Origin of the sequence: Streptomyces chisholmiae (assembly GCF_031845445.1) — a bacterium.
GTDB lineage: Bacteria > Actinomycetota > Actinomycetes > Streptomycetales > Streptomycetaceae > Streptomyces > Streptomyces chisholmiae.
In genome coordinates this window covers 71,443-95,657 of the sequence record NZ_JAVREO010000011.1, presented here as the reverse complement: position 1 = coordinate 95,657, position 24,215 = coordinate 71,443, and the positions used below count along the sequence as shown (strand labels likewise).

The following is a 24,215-nucleotide window of genomic DNA, read 5'->3' as shown; positions in this document are numbered from 1 at the left end:
CGTGTCACGCCCGGCGCCTCGGGGACAGCAGACGTGTGTCGGGGAATTGGGCCCGCCGGCCCGACAGCCGTGCGCCGCCCCGCCGACGGTCGCTGACGGTCCATCAGCCACGGCGGCGCTGGCCGGCCGACCAACCACCGCCGCACGGCGGTCAGTTGCCGTCGGCTCCGGGCCGTCGCAGCCGGTGCGGGATGCCTTGACGGGCCACCGCCGGCGTTCCTACTGTCACCGCGCCGCCGCCCGTCGGGCCGGCCGTCCGCTCCATCGCTCCGCACCGCCGCATCGAAGGAGTCACCCCGCGCATGAAGACCCCCCACCGCCTCGCCCGGCTGGCCGCCCTGGCGGCGCTCCCCCTGACGCTGCTCGCCGGCCCGGCGGCCACCGGCGCCGGCGCCGCGCAGGCCCCGGCGCCGCCGGCCCGGCCCACGGCGGCCGACGACGACGCGGGCTACCGCTGGGTCGGCAGCTGGACGGCGATGCCCCAACTGACCGAGCCGGCCAACCTGCCGCCGCCCCCGTTCACCGGGGACACCGGGGTGCTGGCCGACGCGACGCTGCGGCAGACGGTGCGGATCACCTCCGGCGGCGAGCGGTTCCGGCTGGCGTTCTCCAACGAGTTCGGCGGCGCGCCGCTGCCGTTGACCGAGGTCACGGTGGCGCTGCCGCGCGACGGGCGGGCCGGGGTGGCCGAGATCGAGCCGGGCAGCGGGCGGCCGGTGACCTTCAGCGGCGGCCGGCCGTCTGTCACCGTGCCGGTCGGCGCGCGCTACGTCTCCGACCCGATCGACGTGCCGCTGCTGCCCGGCAGCAACCTGACGGTGAGCGTCTACCTGGCCACCGGCCAGGCCTCGCTCGACGTCACCTCGCACCCGGGCTCCCGCACCACCTCACACCTGGTGGCCGGAAACCACGCCGCCGCCGGGGAGTTGCCGGGGGCGACGCCGACCGACCACTGGTACTTCCTCAGCGGCGTGGAGGCCTGGTCGCCACCGGGCAGCAGCGCGACCGCCATCCTGGGTGACTCGCTGACCGACGGCCGGGGCTCCACGACCAACGGCAACGACCGTTGGCCCGACCGGCTCTTCGACCGGCTGGCGGCCGAGCCGGCGACCGCCCGGGTCGCCCTGCTCAACCAGGCGGCGGGCGGCAACCGGGTGCTCAACGACGGCCTGGGCCCCAGCGTGTTGGCCCGACTGGACCGGGACGTGATCGCGCAGAGCGGGGTGGACCGGCTGATCCTCTTCGAGGGGCTCAACGACATCGGCACCGCCGAGGCCACCGAGGCCGCCCAACTGGCCGTCACCGACGAGCTGATCACCGCCTACGACCAGATCGTCAGCCGGGCGCACGCGCATGACATCGAGGTGGTCGGTGCCACCCTGCTGCCGTTCGGCGACAACGAGATGTACGACGACCCGGACGGCTGGCGGGCCTCGGCCCGGGCCGAGGTCAACGCCTGGATCCGGGACAGCGGCCGGTTCGACGCCGTGCTCGACTTCGACGCGGTCGCCCGCGACCCGGAGCGACCGGACCGGCTGCGGCCCGACATCCACGTCGGCGACTGGCTCCACCTGAACCCGACCGGCTACCGGCTGCTGGCCGACTCCGTGCCGCTCGACCTGCTGGACTGACCGGCCAGCGCCCCCGTACCGGGTCGGGCCGGCGGCCCGCGCGTGGTTTCGGAGCGTCCACGGACGCTCCCAGCCCCCACCGCGCGCACCGCCGGCCCGGCCCTCCACGGGACCGGCGCAGTGACGTGCGGCACTGGTCCGAACGAATGCCCGAGGGTGTCTTGTGCGGCGCCCGGGGACGTGCCTAGGATTCCCGGCAAGCATTGATCGAATCGATTCGACGAAACGATTCGACCGGGTGGACAGCACCCACCTCGACGAGCCAACGACGGCACGAAGGGAGGCCGCGAGATGGTCACCATCAAGGACGTGGCCCGGCGCGCCGGCGTCGCGCCGAGCACCGTCTCCTACGTGCTCAGCGGCTCCCGGAAGATCTCCGAGGAGACCCGCGCCACCGTCCGCGCCGCCATCGAGGAGCTTGGCTACCACCCGCGGGCCTCCGCCCGCACCCTGCGACGGGCCCGCAGCGAGGTGCTGGTGCTGGCGGTCCCCAGGGAGCCGGGGAAGTACCGCTCGGTGGACGGCAGGTTCGCCATCGACATCGGCGACATGGCCCGCGAGCACGGCTACGACCTGCTGCTGATGACCGAGCGGGACGGCGTGCGCGGGCTGGTCCGGCTGGCCAGGAGCGGCCTGGCGGACGGCGCCATGCTGATGGCGGTGCGCGAGCGTGACCCGCGGGTCGAGGCGTTGCGCGCGCTGGGCTTCCCGACCGCGCTGCTCGGCCACGGCGCCCCGGACGAGGGCGACGACCCGCCCTGGGTGGACCTGGACTGGGCGGCCGCGGTCTCCCTCGCGGTGCGCGAGACGGTGGCCGCCGGCCACCGGCGGATCCTCTTCTGGGCCTCGGCCGACCACGAGTTCGCGGCCCGCAACGGCTTCGCCCTGCACGGGCTGGCCGGCGCCGAGGCCGCCGCTCGGGAGTCCGGGGCCGAGGTGCTGGTGCGCCGTTCGACCGTCGACCCGGTGGAGCTGCGGGCCCGGCTGCGCGCGGTGCTGACCGCCACGCCACGCCCCACCGCCCTGCTGGTGCAGCACCTGATCCCGCTGCCGCTGCTGCTGGACGAGATCGCCGCGCTGGGCCTGCGGGTGCCGGAGGACCTGGCGGTGGTGCTGGTGGGCAGCCTGCCGGACGAGGCGGTGCCGCGGCCGCTGCCGCGCATCGACCTGCCGGTGGGGCGGATGGCCGAGGCCGTGGTGCGGCTGGTGGTGGCGGCGATCGAGGCGCCCGACCGGAGCGGCGGGCCCGGGCCTCCGGAGTTGATCGCGCCACGGCTGGCCGACGGGCCGCCCGTGGCACCCCCGGGCGGCTGAGCCCGAACCAGAAGGACAGCGGCGCGCACGAGGACGGTGCGCCCCGAGCCGTGGAGACGAAACGCGAGGGACCATGCCAGGTAGCAAAGGAAGGCACCGCCGCCCGGCGGTGGCCCTGGCCATGGCGACGGTCACGCTGACCGCCGGCCTGGCTGGCTGCGCCGCCGAGCCCGACCCGGGCACCGTGACGGTGCTCAACTCGGCCACCGACACCACCGAACACGAGGCGAACCAGGACTTCTTCGACCGCTGCGCCGAGCCGCTCGGTTTGCGCGTCGAGCAGATCAGCGTGCCGGCCGACCAGGTGGCCACCAAGGCGCTGCGGATGGCCTCGTCCGACTCGCTGCCGGACATCCTGGAGCTGGACGGCTCCGAGCTGCCACAGTTCGCCGAGACCGACGGGCTGCGGCCGATCGCGGACACCGGCGTGGAGACCGACCAACTCTCCGACAGCTCGGTGTCGTTGGGCTCGTTCGACGGCGTCCAGTACGGGGTGGCGCGGTCGGTGAACTCGCTGGCGCTGATCTACAACACCGAGCTGCTGGCCGAGGCCGGTCTTGAGCCGCCCACCACCTGGGACGAGCTGCGGACCGCGGCCGCCGCGCTGACCGGCGGCGACACCTACGGGATGGCGTTCAGCGCCAGCCCCAACGCGGACGGCGTCTACCAGTTCCTGCCGTTCTTCTGGTCGGCCGGCGGCGACGAGACCGCGCTGGCCGAGGGCACCGGCGGAGCCGCCGCGCTCCAGCTCTGGAAGGACCTGGTGGACGAGGGTTCGGCCTCCCGCTCGGTGGTCAACTGGAACCAGCAGGACGTCAACGACCAGTTCCTGGCCGGCCGGGCGGCCATGATGATCAACGGGCCCTGGCAGGTGCCGGCGCTCGACGGCCAGGACGCCGTGGACTGGGCGGTGGCCAGCATCCCGGTGCCGGAGGCCGGCCAGGACCCGGTGCCCCCGATCGGCGGCACCGTGATGACGGTCCCGAAGAACGACGACCAGGAGCGGGAGCGCAACGCCGGCCGCGTGCTGACCTGCCTCAACTCCGAGGAGAACCAGCTGGCCTGGGGCGAGCGGGTGAACAACGTGCCGACCGACGCCGGGGCCGCGGCCACCTACCGCGAGCAGAACCCGCGGCTGGCCCCGTTCGCCGACCTGGTGCTGACCGCGCGCTCGCGCACCGAGCAGGTTGGCACCGGCTGGCCGGTGGTCGGGGACGCGCTGGCCGGCGCGTTCCAGTCGGTGCTCACCGGGCGCGCCAGCCCGGAGGAGGCGCTGCGCACGGCCCAGCAGCAGGCGGGAGACGCCCGATGAGCACGATAACGAAGAGTCCGGAGACGCCGCGGTCCGACGGGACGAAGCCCCAGACATCGCCGGGGCGCCGGAAGTTGTACCAGTGGCTGTTCGTACTGCCGGCGCTGCTCTACCTGTTGGCCTTCTTCGGCTACCCGCTGGTGCGGAACCTGCTGATGAGCTTTCAGGAGTTCACGCCCCGCACCTACTTCACCGGTGAGGCGCCGTTCAACGGGCTGGAGAACTGGCGCGCGGTCTTCGACGACCCGCTGCTGTCGGACGCCGTCTGGCAGACCGTGCTCTTCACCGTGGGCTCGCTGGTCGGCCAGTTCACCATCGGGCTGGCGCTGGCGGTGTTCTTCGCCCGCCGCTTCCGGCTGGCCGGGCCGATCCGGGCGGTGCTGCTGCTGCCGTGGCTGGTGCCGATGGTGGTCTCGGCGGTGGTCTGGCGCCGGATCATGGACGAGGACCACGGGGTGCTCAACAGCTTCCTGGAGCTGGTCGGCCTCTCCGCCGACGGGGTGCCCTGGCTGACCGACCCGAGCGTGGCCCTGCTGTCGGTGATCCTGGTGAACATCTGGATCGGCATCCCGTTCAACATGGTGATCCTCTACGGCGGGCTCAAGGAGATCCCCGAGGAGCTGTACGAGGCGGCGGCGCTGGACGGCGCCGGCCCGTGGCGGACGTTCTGGCGGATCACCCTGCCGATGCTGCGGCCGGTGGTCACCGTGGTGCTGGTGCTGGGCTTCATGTCGACCATCAAGGTCCTGGACCTGGTGCTGGCGCTGACCGGCGGCGGGCCGGCCGACTCCACCCAGACCCTGGGCACGTTCACCTACCAACTCTCCTTCATGCGCCTGGACTTCGGGCAGGGCGCGGTGGTGGGCAACATCCTGATCCTGATCAGCGCGGTGTTCGCCGTGCTGTACCTGCGGGCCAACCGGGCCGACCTGGGCCCGGGGAAGTGAGGTGACCATGCGCTCTCGGGTGAGCCGCTCCCCCGCGTCCCGCTGGGGCAGCACCGTGCTGGCGCTGCTGATCCTGGCCGTGATGCTGTTCCCGGTCTACTGGATGGTCAGCACGGCGCTCCAGCCGCACTCCACGGTCGCCTCGGCCGACCTGATCCCGACCTCGCCGAGCCTGGACAACTTCCGGGCCGCGCTGGAGACCCAGGGCGGGTCGCTGGTGACCAGCCTGGTGGTGGCGCTGGGCGCGGTGGTGGTCTGCCTGGCGCTGGCCGCGCCGGCCGCCTACGGGCTGGCGCAGTTCGGGCTGCGCGGCGGCCGGGGCATCGTCTTCGGCACCCTGATCACCCAGATGGTGCCGGGGATCGTGGTGGCCAACGCGCTCTACAGCGCCTACGCGGAGCTGGGCCTGGTCAACTCCTACCTGGGGCTGATCCTGGCGGACGCCTCGCTGGGACTGCCGTTCGCGATCGTGCTGCTGCGGGCGTTCATGGTCTCCATCCCCACCGAGGTGGTGGAGGCCGCGATGGTGGACGGCGCCAACCGGTTCACCGCCTTCGTCCGGATCGTGCTGCCGATGAGCCGGAACGCGCTGATCACCTCCGGGTTGTTCGCGTTCCTGTTCGCCTGGGCGGACTTCATCTTCGCCCTCACCCTCAACACCACGGACGACGTCAAGCCGGTCACCTTGGGGCTCTACCAGTTCATCGGGGCCCATGTGAGCGACTGGGGCGCGGTGATGGCCACCGCGGTGCTCTCCGCCATTCCCGCGGCGATCCTGCTGGTGGTGGCGCAGAAGTACATCGCCGCCGGCATCGCCGGGGGCTCCATCAAGTGAGCCGGCCGGCGCCGGGCGCGCGCCGGCCGGCTCGCGGGGCGGTCGCGGGCCCCGGGCAGGACGACCGCGACGGTGCGACGTCGCACCGCCGAGTGACAGACGAGTGACAAGGGTCAACAGCACTGATGAGTACCAGCGATTCGACCGGGGCCACCACCGCGGCGCCGGCCGCCGGGTTCCCCGAGTTCCCGCCGGGCTTCGCCTTCGGCGCCGCCACCGCCAGCTACCAGATCGAGGGCGCCCACGACGTGGGCGGGCGCGGCCCGTCCATCTGGGACACCTACTGCCGCCAGCCGGGCAAGGTCGCCGGCGGCGCCACGGGCGACGTGGCCTGCGACCACTACCACCGGTACCGGGAGGACGTGGCGCTGCTGCGTGACCTCGGGGTCGACGACTACCGGTTCTCCATCGCCTGGCCGCGGATCCAGCCGACCGGCTCCGGCCCGGCCAACGCGGAGGGGCTGGCCTTCTACGACCGGCTGGTGGACGAGCTGCTGGCGGCCGGGGTGCGGCCGGCGGCCACCCTCTACCACTGGGACCTGCCGCAGGCCCTGGAGGACCGGGGCGGCTGGCGGGTGCGGGAGACCGCCGAGCGGTTCGCCGAGTACACGGCCATCGTGGCCGACCGGCTGGGCGACCGGATCAAGCGGTGGATCACCCTCAACGAGCCGTTCTGCGCGGCCTTCGTGGGCTACGCCATCGGCCGGCACGCGCCGGGCGCCAAGGAGGGCACCGGCGCGCTGGCCGCCGCCCACCACCTGCTGGTCGGGCACGGCCTGGCGGTGCGGGCGCTGCGCGCGGCGGGCGACTGCGAGGTGGGCGTCACCCTCAACCCGGACCGGCTGCTGCCGGCCACCGACTCGGCGGCCGACCTGGCGGCGGTGCGCCGCGCCGACACGCTGCACAACGCGGTCTGGTTCGACCCGATCTTCGCCGGCCGCTACCCCGAGCACGAGGCCGAGACCTGGGGCCCGCTGGCCGACGGCAGCTACCGCAGGGACGGCGACCTGGCGCTGATCGGCGCCCCGTTGGACTTCGTCGGCGTCAACTACTACCGGCCGATCACCATCGCGGCGGCGCCACACCGCGAGCCGGACCCGGCCGCCAGGACCGCCGTGGACATCGGCGCGGCCGAGAGCTGGCGGGACGACGTGCGGCACACCACCATGGGCTGGCCCGTGGTGCCGGAGGCGTTCACCGAGCTGCTGCTCGACCTGGACGCCCGCTACCCGAACCTGCCGCCGCTGTACATCACGGAGAACGGCTCCGCCGAGGCGGACACCGTGGCGGCGGACGGGCAGGTGCACGACGCCGACCGGGTGGCGTACCTGCGCGACCACCTGGCGGCGCTGGCCGAGGCCGTGCGGGCCGGCGTCGACGTCCGGGGCTACTACGTCTGGTCGTTGCTGGACAACTTCGAGTGGGCCTTCGGCTACGACAAGCGGTTCGGCATCGTGCGGGTGGACTACGACACCCTCGAACGCCTGCCCAAGGACAGCTACCGCTGGTACCAGGACATGATCCGCGCGCACCGGCTCCGCCACGAGCGGCCGGCCGCCACCGACCACCGACAGGACTGAGGGAGACCCGAACACCGTGAAGTTCACCGACGGTTACTGGCTGATGAGAGACGGCGTGGCGGCCACCTTCGCCAACCGGGTCGCCGACGCCCGGGTCGAGGAGAACCGACTGACCCTCTACGGGTCCACCGGTCGGGCGCGGGGCCGGGGCCAGACGCTCAACAGCCCGCTGTTGACCGTGGAGTGCTTCTCCCCCGCCGAGGGCGTCATCGGGGTGCGCTCCACCCACCACGGCGGCCGGCTGGACCCTGGCCCGCACTTCGGGCTGACGCCGGAGGCGGGGCACACCGCCAAGACCCGGGTCAACGACCAGGTGGTGGAGCTGGAGAGCGGGCCGCTGTCGGTCCGGATCGACGCGGACGCGCTCTGGCAGCTGGACTTCGTCGCCGACGGCCGCGTCCTCACCTCGGCCGGCAAGCGCGGCACCGGCTTCGCCACCGCCGAGGGCCGGCACCACATGGTCAACCAGCTGTCGCTGGGGGTCGGCGAGCTGGTCTACGGGCTGGGCGAGCGGTTCACCCCGTTCACCAAGAACGGCCAGACGGTGGACGTCTGGCAGGCGGACGGCGGCACGGCCAGCGAACAGGCCTACAAGAACGTGCCGTTCTACCTCACCAACCGGGGCTACGGCGTCTTCGTCAACCACCCGGGGCTGGTCTCCTACGAGATCGGCTCGGAGGCGGTCGGGCAGGTCCAGTTCAGCGTCGAGGACCAGTCGGTCGAGTACTACGTGATCTACGGGCCGACGCCCAAGGAGATCCTGGACCGGTACACCGCGCTGACCGGACGCCCGGCGCTGCCGCCGGCCTGGTCCTTCGGACTGTGGCTGTCCACGTCGTTCACCACCGACTACGACGAGGCGACGGTCAACAGCTTCGTGCAGGGCATGGCGGACCGCGAGATCCCGCTGAGCGTCTTCCACTTCGACTGCTTCTGGATGAAGGCGTACCAGTGGTGCGACTTCACCTGGGACCCGGACGTCTTCCCGGACCCGGAGGGGATGCTGGCCCGGCTGCGCGAGCGCGGGCTGCGGATCTCGGCGTGGATCAACCCCTACATCGGCCAGAAGTCGCCGCTCTTCGAGGAGGGGAAGCGGCTGGGCCACCTGGTGCGCACCCCCGAGGGGCACGTCTGGCAGTGGGACCTGTGGCAGGCCGGGATGGCGCTGGTCGACTTCACCAGTCCGGCCGCCAGGGAGTGGTACGCGGAGAAGCTGCGGACGCTGCTGCGGCAGGGCGTGGACTGCTTCAAGACGGACTTCGGCGAGCGGGTGCCGACCGACGTGGTCTGGCACGACGGCTCCGACCCGGAGCGGATGCACAACTACTACGCCCAGCTCTACAACGACACCGTCTTCCAGGTGCTCACCGAGGAGCGGGGGCCGGGCGAGGCGGTGCTGTTCGCCCGGTCGGCGACCGCCGGCGGGCAGCAGTTCCCGGTGCACTGGGGCGGCGACTGCGAGTCCACCTTCGCGGCGATGGCCGAGTCGCTGCGCGGCGGGCTGTCGTTGGGGCTGAGCGGCTTCGGGTTCTGGAGCCACGACATCGGCGGCTTCGAGGGCACGCCGACGCCGGCAGTCTTCAAGCGGTGGGTGCAGTTCGGCCTGCTCTCCTCGCACAGCCGGCTGCACGGCTCCGGCTCCTACCGGGTGCCGTGGAACTACGACGAGGAGTCGGTGACCGTCACCCGGGACTTCGCCCGGCTGAAGAACCGTCTGGCGCCCTACCTGCTGCGGGCCGGTGAGCAGGCCAGGGACCAGGGCACGCCGGTGATGCGGGCGATGGTGCTGGAGTTCCCCGACGACCCGTCGTGCCACCCGCTGGACCGCCAGTACATGCTCGGCGACGACCTGCTGGTGGCGCCGGTGTTCACCGAGGACGGCGAGGTCGAGTACTACGTGCCGGCCGGCGAGTGGACCCACCTGCTGTCCGGGGAACGCGTCTCGGGCCCTGGCTGGCGCCGCGAGCGGTTCGGCTTCGACAGCCTGCCGCTGCTGGCCAGGCCGGGTTCGGTGATCCCGTTCGGGGCCCGGGACGACAGCCCCGAGTACGCCTGGGCCGAGTCGGTCACCCTGCGGGTGCACGCCCCGGTGGACGGCGCCGAGGTGGTGACCCGGGTGCCGGCGCCGGACGGGGGCCGGCCGACGGTCTTCCGCACCCGGCGGGTCGGCGGCGAGGTCACGGTGACCGCCGAGGGGGCGCCCGGCCCCTGGTCGGTGGTGCTGGCCGGGCCGACCGGCTACGGCGAGCCGGTGCCGGTGGCCGCCGGCACCGACACGGTGACCCTGCCGGTCGCCGACTGACGGCCGACGCCGCGTCGCCCGCCTCCCCGCCGGGGGCGGGCGACGCGGCGTCCCCGGCCCGAACGGCCGCCGGGCGGGCCGGCGTTGCCGGCGCCGGGCCGGGCGGTCGGGCCCGGGCAGGTACGTGCTGGTCAGGCGGCGATGTCAGTGGTGCCGACTAGGGTCGAACGCAGACCGTGCACCGACCAGCCAGACCACGAGGAACGGGGCCGCCGCCATGACCACGCTCGCCGATCGCCCGCACACCGCGCTGCTCGTCATCGACGTCCAGAACGACGTGGTGCGTGGCGCGCACCGCAGGGACGCCGTGATCGCCAACATCAACACCCTGCTGGCCCGGGCCAGAGCCGAGGACGTGCCGGTGCTCTGGGTGCAGCACTCCGACGCCGACCTGCCGCTGGACAGCGAGGGTTGGCGCTTCGTGCCGGAGCTGACGCGCCGCGCCGACGAGCCGCTGGTGCACAAGCTCTACGGGGACTCCTTCGAGGACACCGAGTTGGAGGCGCTGCTCGCGGAGCGCGGCGTGGGCCGGCTGGTGGTGACCGGCGCGCAGACCGACGCCTGCGTCCGCTCCACCCTGCACGGCGGGCTGACCCGCGGCTACGACGTCACCCTGGTCGGCGACGCGCACACCACGGAGGACCTCTCGGCGTACGGCGCCCCCTCGCCCGAGCTGGTGATAGCCCACACCAACCTGTACTGGCAGCACCAGAGCGCGCCCGGCCGGCGCGGCGGCACGGTGGAGACGGCGGCGGTGTCCTTCGGGCCGGCCGAGGCTTCCTGACGCCGCAGGTCGGGACGGGTGCGGCGTCCGTCCCCACGCCACGGGGCGGCAGGCTCCGGGGGCGGGGCGCCCGCCGGCGAGGCTCGGCTGCCAGGGGCGGGTCGGCCGCCCGGCGCGTGCGGCCCGCCGCTCGGGGCGGGCCCTCGGGGGCGATGCCCCGGCCGGGTTCGGGTCAGGCGCTCGGGTCCGCGTCACCCGCCGACGTCGGTTCGCGGGCGGGCCGGTGCGCGGTGGCGGCGTCGATGCGGGCCAGCAGCGGCGGTGTCCAGTGCCGGCCGTAGGCGGCCCGCAGCTCGGGTCGGCGCCAGTCCAGGCCGGTGGCCCGGCCCCGGCAGCGGTCCGCGCCGCACCGGCAGTCCAGCGCCCAGTCGTCCACCGCGGTGAGGGTGGCGTAGTCGAGGGTCAGCTCCTCGCCGGCGGCGATGTCCCGGCGGGCCACCACGGTCAGCGCGTCCCGGTGCCAGAGCGTGGGATCGCAGGAGTGGTTGCCGAACCGCACCGGGTGGTCGGGGGCGAGCAGCAGGTGCAGGTCCTCTCCCACCGACAGGCTGTCGTGCCGGGTGAGGCCGGCCAGGGTGGCGCCGTCGATCAGCCGGCCGCCGAGGCGTTCGACGACGGTGTCGGCGGCCAGCGGGGCGCGGGCGAAGAGGCCGCGGCCGGCGATGGGTGAGGGCCGGACCTCGGCGTCCGGGTGCAGCCAACAGGCGGCCGGCACGGGGCCGAGCCCGTCCGGCGCGGCTACCGTGGTCGGCCGGCTGGCTGGGTGGTCGTGCGACATCGCTCGTTTCCTTCCCTCGCTGACCCGGTGGGTGCGGCTCGGGGGCTACCCGCCGGAGTGGCCACCCGAAACGCCGGCGCCGCGCCGGTTTCACGGGGGTCTCCGGCGGGTTCCCGATGGGTGGGTTTCAGCCATGCGGCACCGGGAACCCGCCGCGGGCGAGGTGATAGGACATGCCGGAATCCACCGAGCCGCCCCTGGCCCCAGCCCCCCGTCCCCACCACGACCCCCGGAGCGGCCAGGAGTGGCGGCTGCTGCTGGAGGAACGCGCCGCCGAGCGCGCCATCGGCTCCGTGCCGGAACGGGCCGTCTTCCGCGAGCAGCTGCCCGAGACCGACTGACCAGCCACGAGGTGAACTTCGATGACCGCGAGGACCGAGCGCACCGCCCGGGCCCTGATCGACCGGTGCGGCGAGACGTACGCGGCCCAGGCCGGTATCCGGCTGCGGGACACGCCAGCCCCGCTCTACCAGACGCTGGTGCTGGCCCACCTGCTGTCGGCCCGGATCAAGGCCGACGTGTCGGTGGGCGCCGCCCGGGCGCTCTTCGACGCCGGGCTGCGCACCCCACGGGCCATGGCCGAAGCCACCTGGCAGCAGCGGGTGGACGCCCTCGGCGTCGGCCACTACCGCCGCTACGACGAGCGGACCGCGACCCAGCTGGGGGACGGCGCCCGCATGCTGCTGGAGCGGTACGGCGGCGACCTGCGGCGGATCCGCGACGAGGCGCCGGAGCGGCTGCGGGAGTACCCGGGGATCGGCCCGACCGGCGTGGACATCTTCCTGCGCGAGGTGCAGGCGGTGTGGCCGGAGTACGCCCCCTACATCGACGAGCGGGCCAAGGAGGGCGCCAGCCGGCTGGGCCTGCCGCGCTCCCCGCGCGGCCTGACCGGCCTGGTGCGGGACCGGGACGTCCCCCGGCTGACCGCCGGGCTGGTCCGGGTCTCGCTGGACCGGAAGCTGGCCGCCGACGTGACCGAGCTGGCCCGCGCCTGAACAACCGAGCACGACCGAGCCCAACGGCTCAGGAGGCGGATGATGACCGACGCCGAGGCATTCGAGATGGACGCGCTGTGGTCGGACTTCCACAACGCGGTGAACATGACCTCGCAGGAGCTGGCGGCCTGGCTCCGGGTGAGCGGCGCGGGCGAGGAGGCCGAGCGGTTCCCCGAGCACTCCGGCCCGGAACGCGGCCGGGGCGTCCTCGCCATCCTGCGGAAGCGCCAGATGGACCTCACCGACGCCGACATCGACCTGATGCGCGAGGTGGTGGACACCGTCAGCACCGAGCGGGAGGCCGGGCCCCGGGAGGCGCGCCCGGAGCCGGACTGGCGCTACCAGCTGATGTCGCTGGGCCACGACCCGCTGCGCGCCGGCTGACCCGCCGGCCCGGCCCCCGTCACCCCTCGGCCGGCCGGGCGCCGGCCGAGGGCCGGGAGGCCCGGGCCGCCGGCGCCGGCCGGGCCACCGCCCGCCACCAGGGGTCGGACGTCGGCGGCGCGGCCGGCTCGAACGAGCCGCCCGGCCGGGGCGTGGCCACCGGCACGCCGGCCCGCTCGGCGGCGGCCAGCGTCAGCTCGATCGGCTCGTCCCAGGGGTGCGGGCCCAGGTTGAACGTCCCCCAGTGGATGGGCAGCAGCAGCCCGGGCGGGCCGTCGGCGGCCAGGTCGAGGTGGGCGCGGACCCCCTGCTCGGGCGTCATGTGGATGTCCGGCCAGAAGCGCTCGCTGTAGGCGCCGATCTGGATCATGGTGGCGTCGAACGGGCCGTGCGCCGCGCCCGTCTTGGCGAAGCCGGGGAAGTATCCGGTGTCCCCGCTGTGGTAGATCCGATGCTCGGGGCCCGCCACCACCCAGGACGCCCAGAGCGTGCGCCAGCGGTCCAGCAGGCCGCGGCCGCAGAAGTGCTGCCCCGGCTCGGCGGTCAGGATGAGCCCGCCGACGGTGGCCGACTCGTGCCAGTCCAGCTCGACGATCCGGGCGGCCGGCACACCCCAGTGCTCCAGGTGCGCGCCGACGCCGAGCGGGACGGCGAAGACGGCCCGGCCGGCGCCCAGCGCGCGGATGCTGGGCATGTCCAGGTGGTCGTAGTGGTCGTGCGAGATCACCACCACGTCGATCTCGCCCAGCTCGGCCGGCTCGGCCGGCAGTGGGTGCAGCCGGCGCGGGCCGGCGAAGGAGAACGGCGAGCAGCGCTCGCCGAAGACCGGGTCGAAGAGCACCCGGTGCCCGTCGATCTCGGCCAGCACGCTGGCGTGCCCGAGCCAGGTCAGCCGCAGCCCGGAGGCCGGCGGGGCGTCCGAGTCCAGCCAGGCGGGGCGGGCCAGCGGCGGCTGGCTGGCCGGGGAGCGCCGCCGCCTGAGGTCCCGCCGGGCCAGCTCGCGCAGCATGCCGGGTATCTGCCCGATGCCACCGAGGCGCACCGGCCCGTCGTTGCGGAAGGCGCCGTCGCGGAACTGCGGGGAACTCCGGAGCCTGGCCAGCCGCTCACCGCTGGGCGGCGCCCCGAGGCCGGCCGGGCGGAGCCGGCCGAGCGTGCCCGCCACCCGGGAGCGACCGGGCCCGGCGGGGCTGGCTGGCGTGGACGACTCGGGTGACTCGGGCAACGGAACCTCCGCGACGGCTACCCCCAACGGGTATCCCCGCCAGCCTAGTTGATCGCACCGACAAACCCCCGGGCGCGGCCGGCCCGACCGCTGGTCGGACGGCGGTTGCCCGGGCCGGCGCGGGCAACCGATAGTGGGGGCATGGCTTACTCCACCGTGGTTGTGATGGGTGTGTCGGGCGTGGGAAAGACCACGGTGGCGCGGCCCCTGGCCGAGCGGCTCGGCGTGCCCTTCGCCGAGGCCGACGACTTCCACTCGCCGGCCAACATCGCCAAGATGTCGGCCGGCACCCCGCTGACCGACGAGGACCGGCAGCCCTGGCTGGAAGCGATCGGCGGCTGGCTACGGGAGCGCCGGGCGGACGGCGACGGCGCCGTGGTGACCTGCTCCGCGCTGCGCCGCCGCTACCGGGACACGCTGCGCGCGGAGGCCGGCGGCGACGTCTTCTTCGTGCACCTGACGGGCTCCCCCGCGCTGGTCGGCGAGCGCATCGGGCAGCGCACCGACCACTTCATGCCGCCGGCCCTGCTGGACAGCCAACTCGCCACCCTGGAGCCGCTGGAGGAGGACGAGCTGGGGACGGCGCTGGACGTCCACCCCGGCCCCGACCGACTGGTCGAGGCGGCCCTCGCGGCGCTACGCGCCGACGGCTGACCGCGGGCCGGGCCGATCACCGACCCGTCGGCGGAAGTCCGGGCTGGGCCCCGGGCCGGCGCGGCCGGCACGGGCCCGCCGGTCGCGGCCTGGGCGCCGCGCCACCGACCCGGCGCCGCGCCCCCCGTCGGTCGAAACCCGTCCGCGCGAGACACATCCGTCGAGACACGTCTGGCGCGACACGTCCGCGCGACGCGGCCCCGGGTGCAGCGGGGCGCGCGCCGCGCGGACGGCTGGTGGGGCCGCGGTCAGTCGCCGCCGCCGAAGGCCGCGTCGAACGAGGCGGTGGGCGGCGGGTAGTCGTAGGCGCGCAGCCGGGCCAACGCCTCCGGCGCCCCGGCCAGCCGGTCCATGCCGGCGTCCTCCCACTCCACCGAGATCGGCCCCTGGTAGTCGATGGACCGCAGCATCCGGAAGACGTCCTCCCAGGCCACGTCGCCGTGGCCGGCGGAGACGAAGTCCCAGCCGCGCCGCGGGTCACCCCACGGCAGGTGCGAACCGAGGCGGCCGTTGCGCCCGTCGAGCCGGCGGCGGGCCTCCTTGCAGTCCACGTGGTAGATGCGGTCCCGGAAGTCGTAGAGGAAGCCGACCGGGTCGAGGTCCTGCCAGACGAAGTGGCTCGGGTCGAAGTTCAGCCCGAACGCCGGCCGGTGGTCGATCGCTTCCAGAGCCTGCTTGGTCGTCCAGTAGTCATACGCGATCTCGCCGGGGTGCACCTCGTGCGCGAACCGGACCCCCTCGGCGTCGAAGACGTCCAGGATGGGGTTCCAGCGGGCGGCGAAGTCCTCGTAGCCGCGCTCGATCATGCCGGGCGGGACCGGCGGGAACATGGCGACCAGGTGCCAGATCGAGGAGCCGGTGAAGCCGATGACCGTGTTCACGCCGAGCGCGGCGGCGGCCCTGGCGGTGTCGGCGATCTCCTGGGCCGCCCGGGTGCGCACCCCCTCGGGCTCCCCGTCGCCCCAGATCCGCTCCGGCAGGATGCCCTGGTGCCGCTCGTCGATGGGGTGGTCGCAGACGGCCTGCCCCACCAGGTGGTTGGAGATGGCGAAGCACTCCAGGCCGTACTTCTCCAGCAGGGCCCGGCGGCCGGCCACGTAGTCGGGCTCCTTCAGCGCCCGGTCCACCTCGAAGTGGTCGCCCCAGCAGGCGAGTTCCAGCCCGTCGTAGCCGAAGTCGCGGGCCAGCCGACAGACCTCCTCCAGCGGGAGGTCCGCCCACTGCCCGGTGAACAGGGTGAACTTGCGGGACATGGTGTGCCTTTCCTTCCGTCGCGCGCTGCTTCCCGGTCGCGCCGTGTCGTGCAGAGCCGTGTCGTTCGAGGCCGCGTCGTTCGGTCCCCTGTCAGGCGGGGCCGTGTGCCGCGAGCCGTGTCACTGGGCGCCGTGCACGGGGGTGTGCACGGCGTTCTTCTCCGCGCTCTCCTCGATGGCGGCGAGCACCCGCTGCACCTGGAGACCGTCGGCGAACGACGGGGCCGGCTGCTCGCCCGCGTCGATGGCGTGCACCAGATCCCGCGCCTGGTGGGCGAAGGTGTGCTCGTAGCCAAGCCCGTGGCCGGCCGGCCACCAGCCCTCCAGGTAGGGGTGGTCCGGCTCGGTCACCAGGATCCGCCGGAAGCCGGCCCGGCTGGCCGGCTCGGTGCCGTCGTAGAACTCCAGCTCGTTGAGGCGCTCCAGGTCGAAGGCCAACGAGCCGTCGGAGCCGTTGAGTTCGATGCGCAGCGCGTTCTTCCGGCCGGTGGCGAACCGGCTGACCTCGAAGGAAGCCAGCGCCCCCGAGGCCAGCCGGCCGGTGAAGAGGGCCGCGTCGTCCACGGTGACCTCGCCCACCCCGCTGCCGTCCGGCAGCGGCCGTTCCTTGACGAAGGTCTCGGTGTGCGCCGAGACCCCGGTGATCAGCTCGCCGGTGAGGTGCTGCGCCAGGTCGACGACGTGCGCGCCCAGGTCGCCGAGCGCGCCGGAGCCGGCCAGCTCCTTGCGCAGCCGCCAGACCAGCTTGAGCTCCGGGTCGGCGCCCCAGTCCTGGAGGTAGACGGCGCGCACGTGCCGCAGCGTGCCGATCCGCCCCTCGGCGACCAGTCGGCGGGCCAGTGCCAGTGCCGGCACCCGGCGGTAGTTGAAGCCGACCATCGCCAACTGGCCGCGCCCCGCGGCGGCTTCCGCGGCGGCGACCATGGCCTCCGCCTCGGCCACGGTGTTGGCCAGCGGCTTCTCGCACAGCACGTGCTTCCCGGCCGCCAGGGCGGCGATGGCGATCTCCGCGTGGCTGTCGCCCGGCGAGCAGATGTCGACCAGCTGGACGTCGTCCCTGGCGATCAGCGCGCGCCAGTCGGTCTCGGCCGCCGCCCAGCCCAGGCGGTCGGCCGCGGCGTCGACCCGCGCCCGGTCCCGGCCGCAGATCGCGGCCATGACCGGCGTGCGAGGTAGGTCGAAGGCCCGGCCGACGGTGCGCCACCCCTGCGAGTGGGCGGCGCCCATGAAGGCGTAGCCGACCATGCCCACGCCGAGCGTCGGGCTTGTGGTGGAGATAGGCATGTGGGTCCCTGTCAGTTGAATCCGGTCGGCAGGTACTGCTCGACGTTGTCCTTGGTCACGACGGCCGAGTAGAGCTGGATGAACGAGGGGATCTCGAACTCGGCCAGCCCGCCTATCCCCTTGGCCTGGCCGACGGCCCTGGCCAGGTCGATCGCCGAGGCGGCCATCGTCGGCGGGTAGAGCACGGTGGCCTTGAGCACGGTGTTGTCGGCCTGGATGGCCTCCATCACGTGCCGCGAGCCGGCGCCGCCGACCATGAAGAACTCGTCCCGGCCGGCCTGGTCGATGGCCCGCTCGGCGCCCACGCCCTGGTCGTCGTCGTGGTTCCACAGGGCGTGGAACTCCGGGACGGCCTGGAGCAGCCCGGACATCACGTCCTGGCCCGACTCGACGGTGAAGTCGGCGGCCTGCCGGGCGACCTTCTCGATGTTGGGGTAGTTGGCCAGCGCGTCGTCGAAGCCCTGGGTGCGCTGGACGGTGAGTTCGAGGTTGTCGGGGCCGGAGAGTTCGACAACCCTGGCACCCTCCACGTCCCGCAGCTGCTCGCCGATGTAGTGACCGGCGTTCAGCCCCATACCGTAGTTGTCGCCGCCGACCCAACAGCGGTACGCCTGCGGTGTGTCGAAGACCCGGTCCAGGTTGATCACCGGGATGCCGGCGTTCATCGCGGAGAGCGCTGCCTGGGTGAGCGAGCGTCCGTCGGCCGGCAGGATCACCAGCACGTCGACCTGGCTGTTGATCAGGCTCTCGATCTGGCCGATCTGCTGCGCGGTGTCGTTGGAGCCCTCGGTGATCTCCAGGGTGACGTCCGCGTACTCCTCGGCCCGGCTCCTGGCGTGCTCGTTGATGGCGTTCAGCCAGCCGTGGTCAGCCTGCGGGCCGGCGAAGCCGATGGTGACCGCCGGGCCCTCCTCGTCGGTGTTGGCGGCGGCCTGGCTCTGCGCGCCGTCGTCGTCACCGTCGTTGCTCTCGTTGCTGGTACAGCCGGCGAGCAGCACGCCGGCGCCGGCGGCGGCACCGCCGAAGAGCAGACCTCTGCGGCCCAGTGCGGGTGTTTTCATGAGGAGCGTCAACCTTCCATGCGAACAACGGTGGTCGGGGATGGTGTGCCAGATGGTCAGGGAAAAAAGGGGGAAGCCTGGGTTCTGCTGCCGGCTAGGTCTGCTGCCGGGCGGAGCGGCGCTGGAGCAGCACGGCGGCGACCACGATGGCGCCGGTGGCGATCTGCTGGAAGGCGCTCTCCACGTTGTTGAGGACGAACAGGTTGGTGATCAGGGTGAAGACCAGCACCCCCAGCACCGAGCCGATGATGGTGCCGCGGCCGCCGGTGAGCAGGGTGCCGCCGATGATGGCGGCGGCGATGGAGTTCAGCTCGTACAGGTTGCCGTTGGTGTTCTGGCCGGAGCCGGAGAGCACCACCAGCATGAACGCGGCGATACCGCAGCAGAGCCCGGAGAGGGCGTAGAGCAGCAGCCGCTGCCGCTTGACCGCGATGCCGGCCAGCCGGGCCGCCTCGGCGTTGCCGCCGACGGCCACCGTGCGCCGCCCGAAGGTGGTGCGGTTGAGCAGCACCCAGCCGAGGGCGGTGATCACCGCGAACATGATCACCAGCGGCGGGACGCCGAGGACGTAGGAGTCGCGCCGGCCCAGGTCCAACACCGAGTCCACGGTGACCATCTGGGTGGAGCCGCCGGTGATCTCCAGGGCCAGGCCGCGCGCCGAGACCATCATGGCGAGGGTGGCCACGAACGGGACCATCGGGCCGTAGGCGATCAGCACCCCGTTGACCAGGCCGCAGCCGACGCCGACCGCCAGGGCGCAGAAGACCATGCCGGCCATGCCGAACTCCTGGGTGGCCACCGTGGTGCACCACACCGAGGCCAGCGCCACGATGGCGCCGACCGAGAGGTCGATCCCGCCGCCGATCATCACGAAGGTCATGCCGACCGTGACCACGCCGATCACGGACGCCTGCACCAGCACCAGTTGGAGGTTGCTGGTGGTCAGGAAGTTGTCCCCGGCGGTCACCGCGCCGATCACGCAGAGGGCGGCGAGCACCGCGAGCAGCGAGAGGGTGTGCAGGTCCAGGAACCGGCCGAGGGCCAGCCTGGGTCCTGGGGCCGGACCGCGTTCCGGGCCGTGGCCGCCGGACGGCGGGCCCGGCGGCGCCGGTTTGTCGAGCGAGGCGGTCGGGGCCGGTTCCGAGGTCGCGCCAGTGGTCACGCCTGGCTCCCTTCCATGACGAGATCGAGAACCCGGTGCTCGTCGAGCTCCCGGGCCGGTGCGGTGTGCACCACCTGGCCCTCCCGCAGCACCAGCACCCGGTCGGCGAGCCCGAGCACCTCGGGTATCTCGCTGGAGACCAGCAGGACGGCCACGCCGTCGTCGGCCAGGCGGCGGATCAGGGCGTACAACTCGGCCCGGGCGCCGACGTCCACCCCGCGGGTTGGCTCGTCGAGCAGCAGGACCTGGCAGCGGCGGAGCAGCCAGCGGGCCAGCACGGCCTTCTGCTGGTTGCCGCCGGAGAGCGTGCGGACCGGGGCGTCCGGGTTGTCCGGCCGCAGCGACAGCTCCCGGATGTTGCGGTGCGCCGCGGCGCGTTCCCCCGACCGGTCCAGCCAGCCGCCGCGGGAGAACCGGGGCAGCGAGGAGACCGACACGTTCCGGGTCACCGACTCCAGCATGAAGAGCGCCTGCGCCTTGCGTTCCTCGGGCGCCAGCCCGAGCCCGGCGCGCACCGCGGAGACCACGCTGCCCGGGCGCAGCCGCTTGCCGCCCACCGTGACCTGGCCCGTACTGGGCGTCCTGGCGCCGTAGATGGTCTCCAGGATCTCGGAGCGGCCGGAGCCGACCAGGCCGGCCAGCCCGACGATCTCGCCGGGGTGCAGGGTGAGGTCGAGCGGCGCGAACTCGCCGGCCCTGGACAGGTTCTCGGCGACCAGCACCGGCTCGCCGGCCGGCTCGGGCAGCGGGGCCGTGCGGCGGGGGAAGTCGTGCGCGACGTCCCGGCCGGTCATCAGCGCGACGATGTCCTTGGTCGCGGTGGAGCCGGCGGGCAGCCCGCGGGCGACGGCCCGGCCGTCCTTGAGCACGGTGACCCGGTCGCCGATCTCCCGGATCTCCTCCAGCCGGTGGGAGATGTAGACGACGGCCACGTTGTCGGCGGTGAGACTCTCCACGATCCGGAACAGGTTGCCGACCTCGTCCGGGTCGAGCACCGCCGACGGCTCGTCCATCACGATGAGGCGGGTCTCGTGAGACAGCGCCCGGGCCATGCTGACGATCTGTTGGCCGGCCGACGAGAGGTCGCCGACGATCGTGTCGGGGTGGATCTCCGGGTGGCCGAGCCGGGCGAGCAGCGCCGCGGTGCGTTCCCTCGCCACCGACCGGCGGACGAACCCGGCGGTCGCGGTCTCGTGGCCGAGGTGCACGTTCTCCGCGACGGAGAGGTGCAGCACCAGGTCGAGTTCCTGGTAGATGGTGGCGATGCCCAGCCGCATCGCGGCGACCGGGGTGCCGAGCGTGACGTCCTCGCCCTGCCAGCCGATCCGGCCCTCGTCGGGCTGGTGGGCGCCGGCGATCACCTTGATCAGGGTGGACTTGCCGGCCCCGTTCTGGCCCAGCAGGCAGTGCACCTCGCCCGGCAGCACGTCCAGGTCCACCCCGTCCAGGGCCCGGACGCCGGGGAATGACTTGGTGATGCCGGAGAGGGTGAGGATGGGTGGTGGCGCGCTTGCCATGGCTGGTCTCCTGGGGCGACTGTGCCGCTGCGCGGGCATGCGGGGGTAGGGCGGTGGCCGGTACCGGGTGTGGTGCGGGTGGTGCGGTGCCCGGTGGTGCGGGTGCTTGGTGCGGTGCGTGCCGTGCGGGTGCTGGTCCTGCTGCGGTGCGGGAGGTGCGGGTACGACGCCGTGCCGGCGGTGCTGGCACCGCGTCGGTGCCGCCGCCGTCGCGACGGCTACTGCTACGGCTGACTGCTGCTACTGCTGGGCCGGCGGTTGGCCGGGGCGGCTACGGTCCCGGGGTGCCGGCGGTGCGTGGGTGGGTTCGGGTACGGCTCAGGTCGGGTTGTAGCTGAAGAGGTGGTCGCTGATCAGGCGCGCGGCGCCGGTCACCCCGGCGACGGGCCCGAGTTCACCGAGGACGATGGGCAGGTTGCCGGTGGCCAGCGGCAGGGACTGCCGGTAGACCTGGGTGCGGATGCTGGCGAGCAGGGTGTGGCCGAGGCCGGTCACCCCGCCGCCGATCACCACGAGCGCGGGGTTGAAGAAGCTGACCAGCGCGGCGATCACCTGGCCGGTGCGGGCGCCGCCCTGGCGGATGAGGTCGAGCGAGGCCACGTCGCCGGCGGAGGCGGCGGCGGACACGTCGGACGCCGTCAACGAGCCGACGGCGGCGAGCCGGGCGGCCAGCTCCGCCGACCGTCCGTCCCTGGCTGCCAGTTCGGCGTCCGCGGCCAGCGCGGCACCGCCGAAGTAGGCCTCCAGGCAGCCGCGGTTGCCGCAGGGGCACTGCCGCCCGTCGGCCACCACCTGGATGTGCCCGATGTCGCCGGCGCTGCCGGTGGCCCCCCGGTGCACCTTGCCGTCGGCGACCACACCGCAGCCGATGCCGGTGCCGATCTTGACGCAGATGAAGTCCTGCACCGAGTGGGCGACGCCGGCGTGCTGCTCGCCCAGGGCCATCAGGTTCACGTCGTTGTCGACCATGATCGGGCAGCCCAGCTCCTGGCTGAGCACCTCGCGGACGGGGAAACCGTCCCACCCGGGCATGATCGGGGGCGCCACGGGCACCCCGTCGGGGAACCGCACCGGACCCGGGACGCCGATCCCGGCGCCGTCGAAGTGCTCGGCCAGGCCCGCGTTGCGCAGTTTTTCGGCCATCGACAGCACCTGCTCGCAGACCGCCACCGGCCCCTCGCGGACGTCCATCCGCTCGGTGAGGTGCCCGAGGATCTCCAACTCGGGTCCGGTGACGGCGACATCGAGGGAAGTGGCACCGATGTCCACGCCCAGGAAACGCAGTTCGGGCGCGAGCCGCACGTTGTGCGAACGGCGACCGCCCCGGGAGGCGGCGAAGCCGTCGCCGACCACCAGGCCGGTCTGGAGCAACCGGTCGATCTCCACGGCCAGCTTGGACCTGGACAGCTCGACCTGGTCACCGAGCTGCGCCCGGGAACTGGGACCGGCGTCCCGCAGCAGCCGAAGCAACCGCGCCTGGTGCGCGTTCGCTGGCCGAGCCGTCATGCGCCTCACGCTGCCCCTCCCGCCACCGTCGGCATCGGTCCCCGACACGAGGTCCGTACCGGGCTTGCCGAGGGAATCTAGCAGTGCGGAGGCGGGCAGGGAAGAAGTTCTGCGCGAAACCTTGAAACTTCTTCCTCGGTGAGGACAAAGCGGCGGAGGACGCCCTTCTGACCTGCGGCGACCCGCGGTTCACCCCATTCCTCTCAGCTCGTCGCAGCTCCCCACCCACGCCCCCTCCGCCCCTTCTGCCCCGTCGAACCGCCACCCCCGTGCCCGCTCGGGCGGGCCGGTGGCCGAACGGGCCCGCCGACCGGGACTCCGGTCACCCGGACGGCCGCCGGGCCGTCCGATCCCCCGGCCCCGGTCGCGGCCCACGCGGCGGCGGGACCGGGTGGGGTCACCGAGGGGATTGACCGACTCACCCAGCGGGCAGCCGAGTGGTCAGGAGCCGTAGACTCGCCGCGGGAACTGAAGATCGATGAGGGACGGGACAACGGCCTCCCTCGCGCACTGGTCCGGACCGTGACCGACCCTCTGTCTATTCGGGAACCCTTCCTATGCCACTCACCGGAGCGTCCAAGCTGATCCGCCCCCTGCGGCGACCACAGCGACCCGAGCTGGGCCGGCGACCGCCGTTCCTCCGGGAACTCCTGCTCGTCTGCGCCCTCTACCTCGCGTACAAACTGGGCAGACGCGCGGCGAACGGCCAGTTCGACGACGCCTACGCGAATGCCGAGCGGATATGGGAGCTGGAACGGTTCCTCCACCTGCCCAGCGAGGCGGCGGTCCAGGATCTGGTATTGCACAGCGAGACACTGATCAGATTCATCAATGTCTACTACGCGACCGTGCATTTCCCGGCCACCGTGATCTTCCTGGTCTGGCTCTACTGGCGGCGCCCCGGCTTCTACGTGTGGTTCCGCTGGGTGATCACCTGGCTGACCGCCGGCGCGCTGGTGCTGCACCTGCTGGTGCCACTCGCCCCGCCGCGGCTCTACCGCCCGCTGCGGATGATCGACACCGGACTGGTGTACGGCCCGGCGGTCTACGACGAGCCGGACCCGAACTCGATGGCCAACCAGTTCGCCGCCATGCCCTCGCTGCACGTCGGCTGGGCGGTGCTGATCGGCATCGGGCTGGTCGTCGCCACCCGCGGCCGGTGGCGTTGGCTGTGGCTGGCGCACCCGCTGATCACCGTGCTGGCGGTGGTCGCCACCGCGCACCACTTCTGGATGGACGGCCTGGTCGCCTGCGCCATCCTCGGCGTGGTGCTCTACTTCCTGCGCCCGCCCCGGCGACCGGCCGTCGAGGCGGTGGTCGGCGCGCGGGACCGGAGCGCCGACGGCACCCCGACCCCGGTGCCCACCAGCGAGGTCACCGGGCCGGGCGCGGTGCCCGCGGTCGACCCGGCCGGCCCGGCGGCGCGGGCCGCGGCGCGGGCCGGCGCCGAGCTGGCCCCGCCCGAGGCGCGGATCTCCCCCAAGGACGGCTGACGGGCCGACGACGCGGCGACGGGTGCCCAGGGGCGCCCGCAGCCGCGTCGCTGTCCGGACGGGCGCGGCGGGGACCGGTCGCAGGTTCTTGGCCAGCCCGCTGGCCGGAACCGCGCGATGGGGAACGGGAAACGGAACCCGTCCCGAGCGCGGACAACGGGCCAACGTCTTCGGAAATGCGCGCGCCCGACCATTCCT

General features: G+C 73.5%; 21 protein-coding genes. 13 read left to right on the top strand and 8 right to left on the bottom strand.

What is annotated here, in order from left to right; all coding sequences use genetic code 11:
* Positions 1-302 precede the first annotated feature (302 nt).
* From RM844_RS19170 to RM844_RS19135, 8 genes are all read left to right on the top strand, one after another.
* Positions 303-1,631: an SGNH/GDSL hydrolase family protein gene (locus RM844_RS19170; protein ID WP_311668499.1), complete on the top strand. Its 1,329-nt coding sequence runs from the start codon at positions 303-305 to the stop codon at positions 1,629-1,631.
* A 291-nt stretch (positions 1,632-1,922) separates the two neighbouring features.
* The gene (locus RM844_RS19165; RefSeq protein ID WP_311668498.1) at positions 1,923-2,945 is read left to right on the top strand and encodes a LacI family DNA-binding transcriptional regulator; all 1,023 of its coding nucleotides are present in this window, start codon (positions 1,923-1,925) and stop codon (positions 2,943-2,945) included.
* A gap of 121 nt (positions 2,946-3,066) precedes the next feature.
* The gene (locus RM844_RS19160) at positions 3,067-4,257 is read left to right on the top strand and encodes an ABC transporter substrate-binding protein (RefSeq protein WP_311668497.1); all 1,191 of its coding nucleotides are present in this window, start codon (positions 3,067-3,069) and stop codon (positions 4,255-4,257) included.
* Positions 4,254-5,204 (top strand): carbohydrate ABC transporter permease, encoded by a 951-nt coding sequence (locus tag RM844_RS19155; RefSeq protein WP_311668496.1) that lies wholly within the window; start codon positions 4,254-4,256, stop codon positions 5,202-5,204. The genes RM844_RS19160 and RM844_RS19155 overlap by 4 nt, the downstream gene beginning before the upstream one ends.
* Positions 5,205-5,211: 7 nt before the next feature.
* Entirely contained in the window at positions 5,212-6,039 is an 828-nt protein-coding gene (locus RM844_RS19150) for a carbohydrate ABC transporter permease (RefSeq protein WP_311668659.1), read from the top strand.
* Between the two features lie 125 nt (positions 6,040-6,164).
* The gene (locus tag RM844_RS19145; RefSeq protein ID WP_311668495.1) at positions 6,165-7,619 is read left to right on the top strand and encodes a GH1 family beta-glucosidase; all 1,455 of its coding nucleotides are present in this window, start codon (positions 6,165-6,167) and stop codon (positions 7,617-7,619) included.
* 16 nt (positions 7,620-7,635) lie between these two features.
* Positions 7,636-9,921 (top strand): alpha-xylosidase, encoded by a 2,286-nt coding sequence (yicI, locus tag RM844_RS19140; RefSeq protein ID WP_311668494.1) that lies wholly within the window; start codon positions 7,636-7,638, stop codon positions 9,919-9,921.
* A gap of 217 nt (positions 9,922-10,138) precedes the next feature.
* Positions 10,139-10,705, top strand: coding sequence for an isochorismatase family protein (locus RM844_RS19135; RefSeq protein WP_311668493.1), 567 nt, complete (start codon positions 10,139-10,141; stop codon positions 10,703-10,705).
* A 172-nt stretch (positions 10,706-10,877) separates the two neighbouring features.
* Here RM844_RS19135 and RM844_RS19130 read toward each other — a convergent pair whose 3' ends face one another.
* Positions 10,878-11,483 carry an SET domain-containing protein gene (locus RM844_RS19130; RefSeq protein ID WP_311668492.1) on the bottom strand — a complete coding sequence of 202 codons (606 nt, stop codon included), beginning with the start codon at positions 11,481-11,483 and terminating at the stop codon, positions 10,878-10,880.
* A 173-nt stretch (positions 11,484-11,656) separates the two neighbouring features.
* Here RM844_RS19130 and RM844_RS19125 point away from each other — a divergent pair, with 173 nt between their 5' ends.
* Genes RM844_RS19125 through RM844_RS19115 form a run of 3 tightly spaced genes read left to right on the top strand, consistent with a single transcriptional unit; the run spans position 11,657 to position 12,862 of the window.
* Positions 11,657-11,824 carry a hypothetical protein gene (locus tag RM844_RS19125; RefSeq protein WP_311668491.1) on the top strand — a complete coding sequence of 56 codons (168 nt, stop codon included), beginning with the start codon at positions 11,657-11,659 and terminating at the stop codon, positions 11,822-11,824.
* Positions 11,825-11,845: 21 nt separating this feature from the next.
* Positions 11,846-12,478, top strand: a complete 633-nt coding sequence (locus tag RM844_RS19120; RefSeq protein ID WP_311668490.1) for an HhH-GDP family DNA glycosylase — start codon at positions 11,846-11,848, stop codon at positions 12,476-12,478.
* Between the two features lie 42 nt (positions 12,479-12,520).
* On the top strand, positions 12,521-12,862 hold the full coding sequence (locus tag RM844_RS19115) for a DUF3140 domain-containing protein (protein ID WP_311668658.1): 342 nt from the start codon (positions 12,521-12,523) through the stop codon (positions 12,860-12,862).
* 19 nt (positions 12,863-12,881) lie between these two features.
* Here RM844_RS19115 and RM844_RS19110 read toward each other — a convergent pair whose 3' ends face one another.
* Positions 12,882-14,087, bottom strand: coding sequence for an MBL fold metallo-hydrolase (locus RM844_RS19110; RefSeq protein ID WP_394814548.1), 1,206 nt, complete (start codon positions 14,085-14,087; stop codon positions 12,882-12,884).
* Between the two features lie 141 nt (positions 14,088-14,228).
* Here RM844_RS19110 and RM844_RS19105 point away from each other — a divergent pair, with 141 nt between their 5' ends.
* A complete protein-coding gene (locus tag RM844_RS19105) occupies positions 14,229-14,741 on the top strand; it encodes a gluconokinase (protein WP_311668489.1) in 513 nt (170 codons plus the stop codon).
* A gap of 248 nt (positions 14,742-14,989) precedes the next feature.
* On the opposite strand, the gene RM844_RS19100 is transcribed toward RM844_RS19105, so the two are convergent.
* The 6 genes from RM844_RS19100 to RM844_RS19075 form a co-directional block, all read right to left on the bottom strand.
* Positions 14,990-15,994, bottom strand: a complete 1,005-nt coding sequence (locus RM844_RS19100; protein WP_311668488.1) for a sugar phosphate isomerase/epimerase family protein — start codon at positions 15,992-15,994, stop codon at positions 14,990-14,992.
* A gap of 120 nt (positions 15,995-16,114) precedes the next feature.
* Entirely contained in the window at positions 16,115-17,278 is a 1,164-nt protein-coding gene (locus tag RM844_RS19095) for a Gfo/Idh/MocA family protein (protein ID WP_311668487.1), read from the bottom strand.
* 11 nt (positions 17,279-17,289) lie between these two features.
* Entirely contained in the window at positions 17,290-18,339 is a 1,050-nt protein-coding gene (locus tag RM844_RS19090) for a substrate-binding domain-containing protein (protein WP_311668486.1), read from the bottom strand.
* Positions 18,340-18,433: 94 nt separating this feature from the next.
* Positions 18,434-19,501 (bottom strand): ABC transporter permease, encoded by a 1,068-nt coding sequence (locus tag RM844_RS19085; RefSeq protein ID WP_311668485.1) that lies wholly within the window; start codon positions 19,499-19,501, stop codon positions 18,434-18,436.
* A complete protein-coding gene (locus RM844_RS19080) occupies positions 19,498-21,018 on the bottom strand; it encodes a sugar ABC transporter ATP-binding protein (RefSeq protein WP_311668484.1) in 1,521 nt (506 codons plus the stop codon). Before RM844_RS19080 ends, RM844_RS19085 begins: the two co-directional genes overlap by 4 nt.
* Positions 21,019-21,336: 318 nt before the next feature.
* Positions 21,337-22,524: an ROK family transcriptional regulator gene (locus RM844_RS19075; RefSeq protein ID WP_311668483.1), complete on the bottom strand. Its 1,188-nt coding sequence runs from the start codon at positions 22,522-22,524 to the stop codon at positions 21,337-21,339.
* Positions 22,525-23,081: 557 nt separating this feature from the next.
* Here RM844_RS19075 and RM844_RS19070 point away from each other — a divergent pair.
* Positions 23,082-24,017, top strand: a complete 936-nt coding sequence (locus RM844_RS19070) for a phosphatase PAP2 family protein (RefSeq protein ID WP_311668482.1) — start codon at positions 23,082-23,084, stop codon at positions 24,015-24,017.
* The last annotated feature ends 198 nt before the right edge of the window (positions 24,018-24,215 follow it).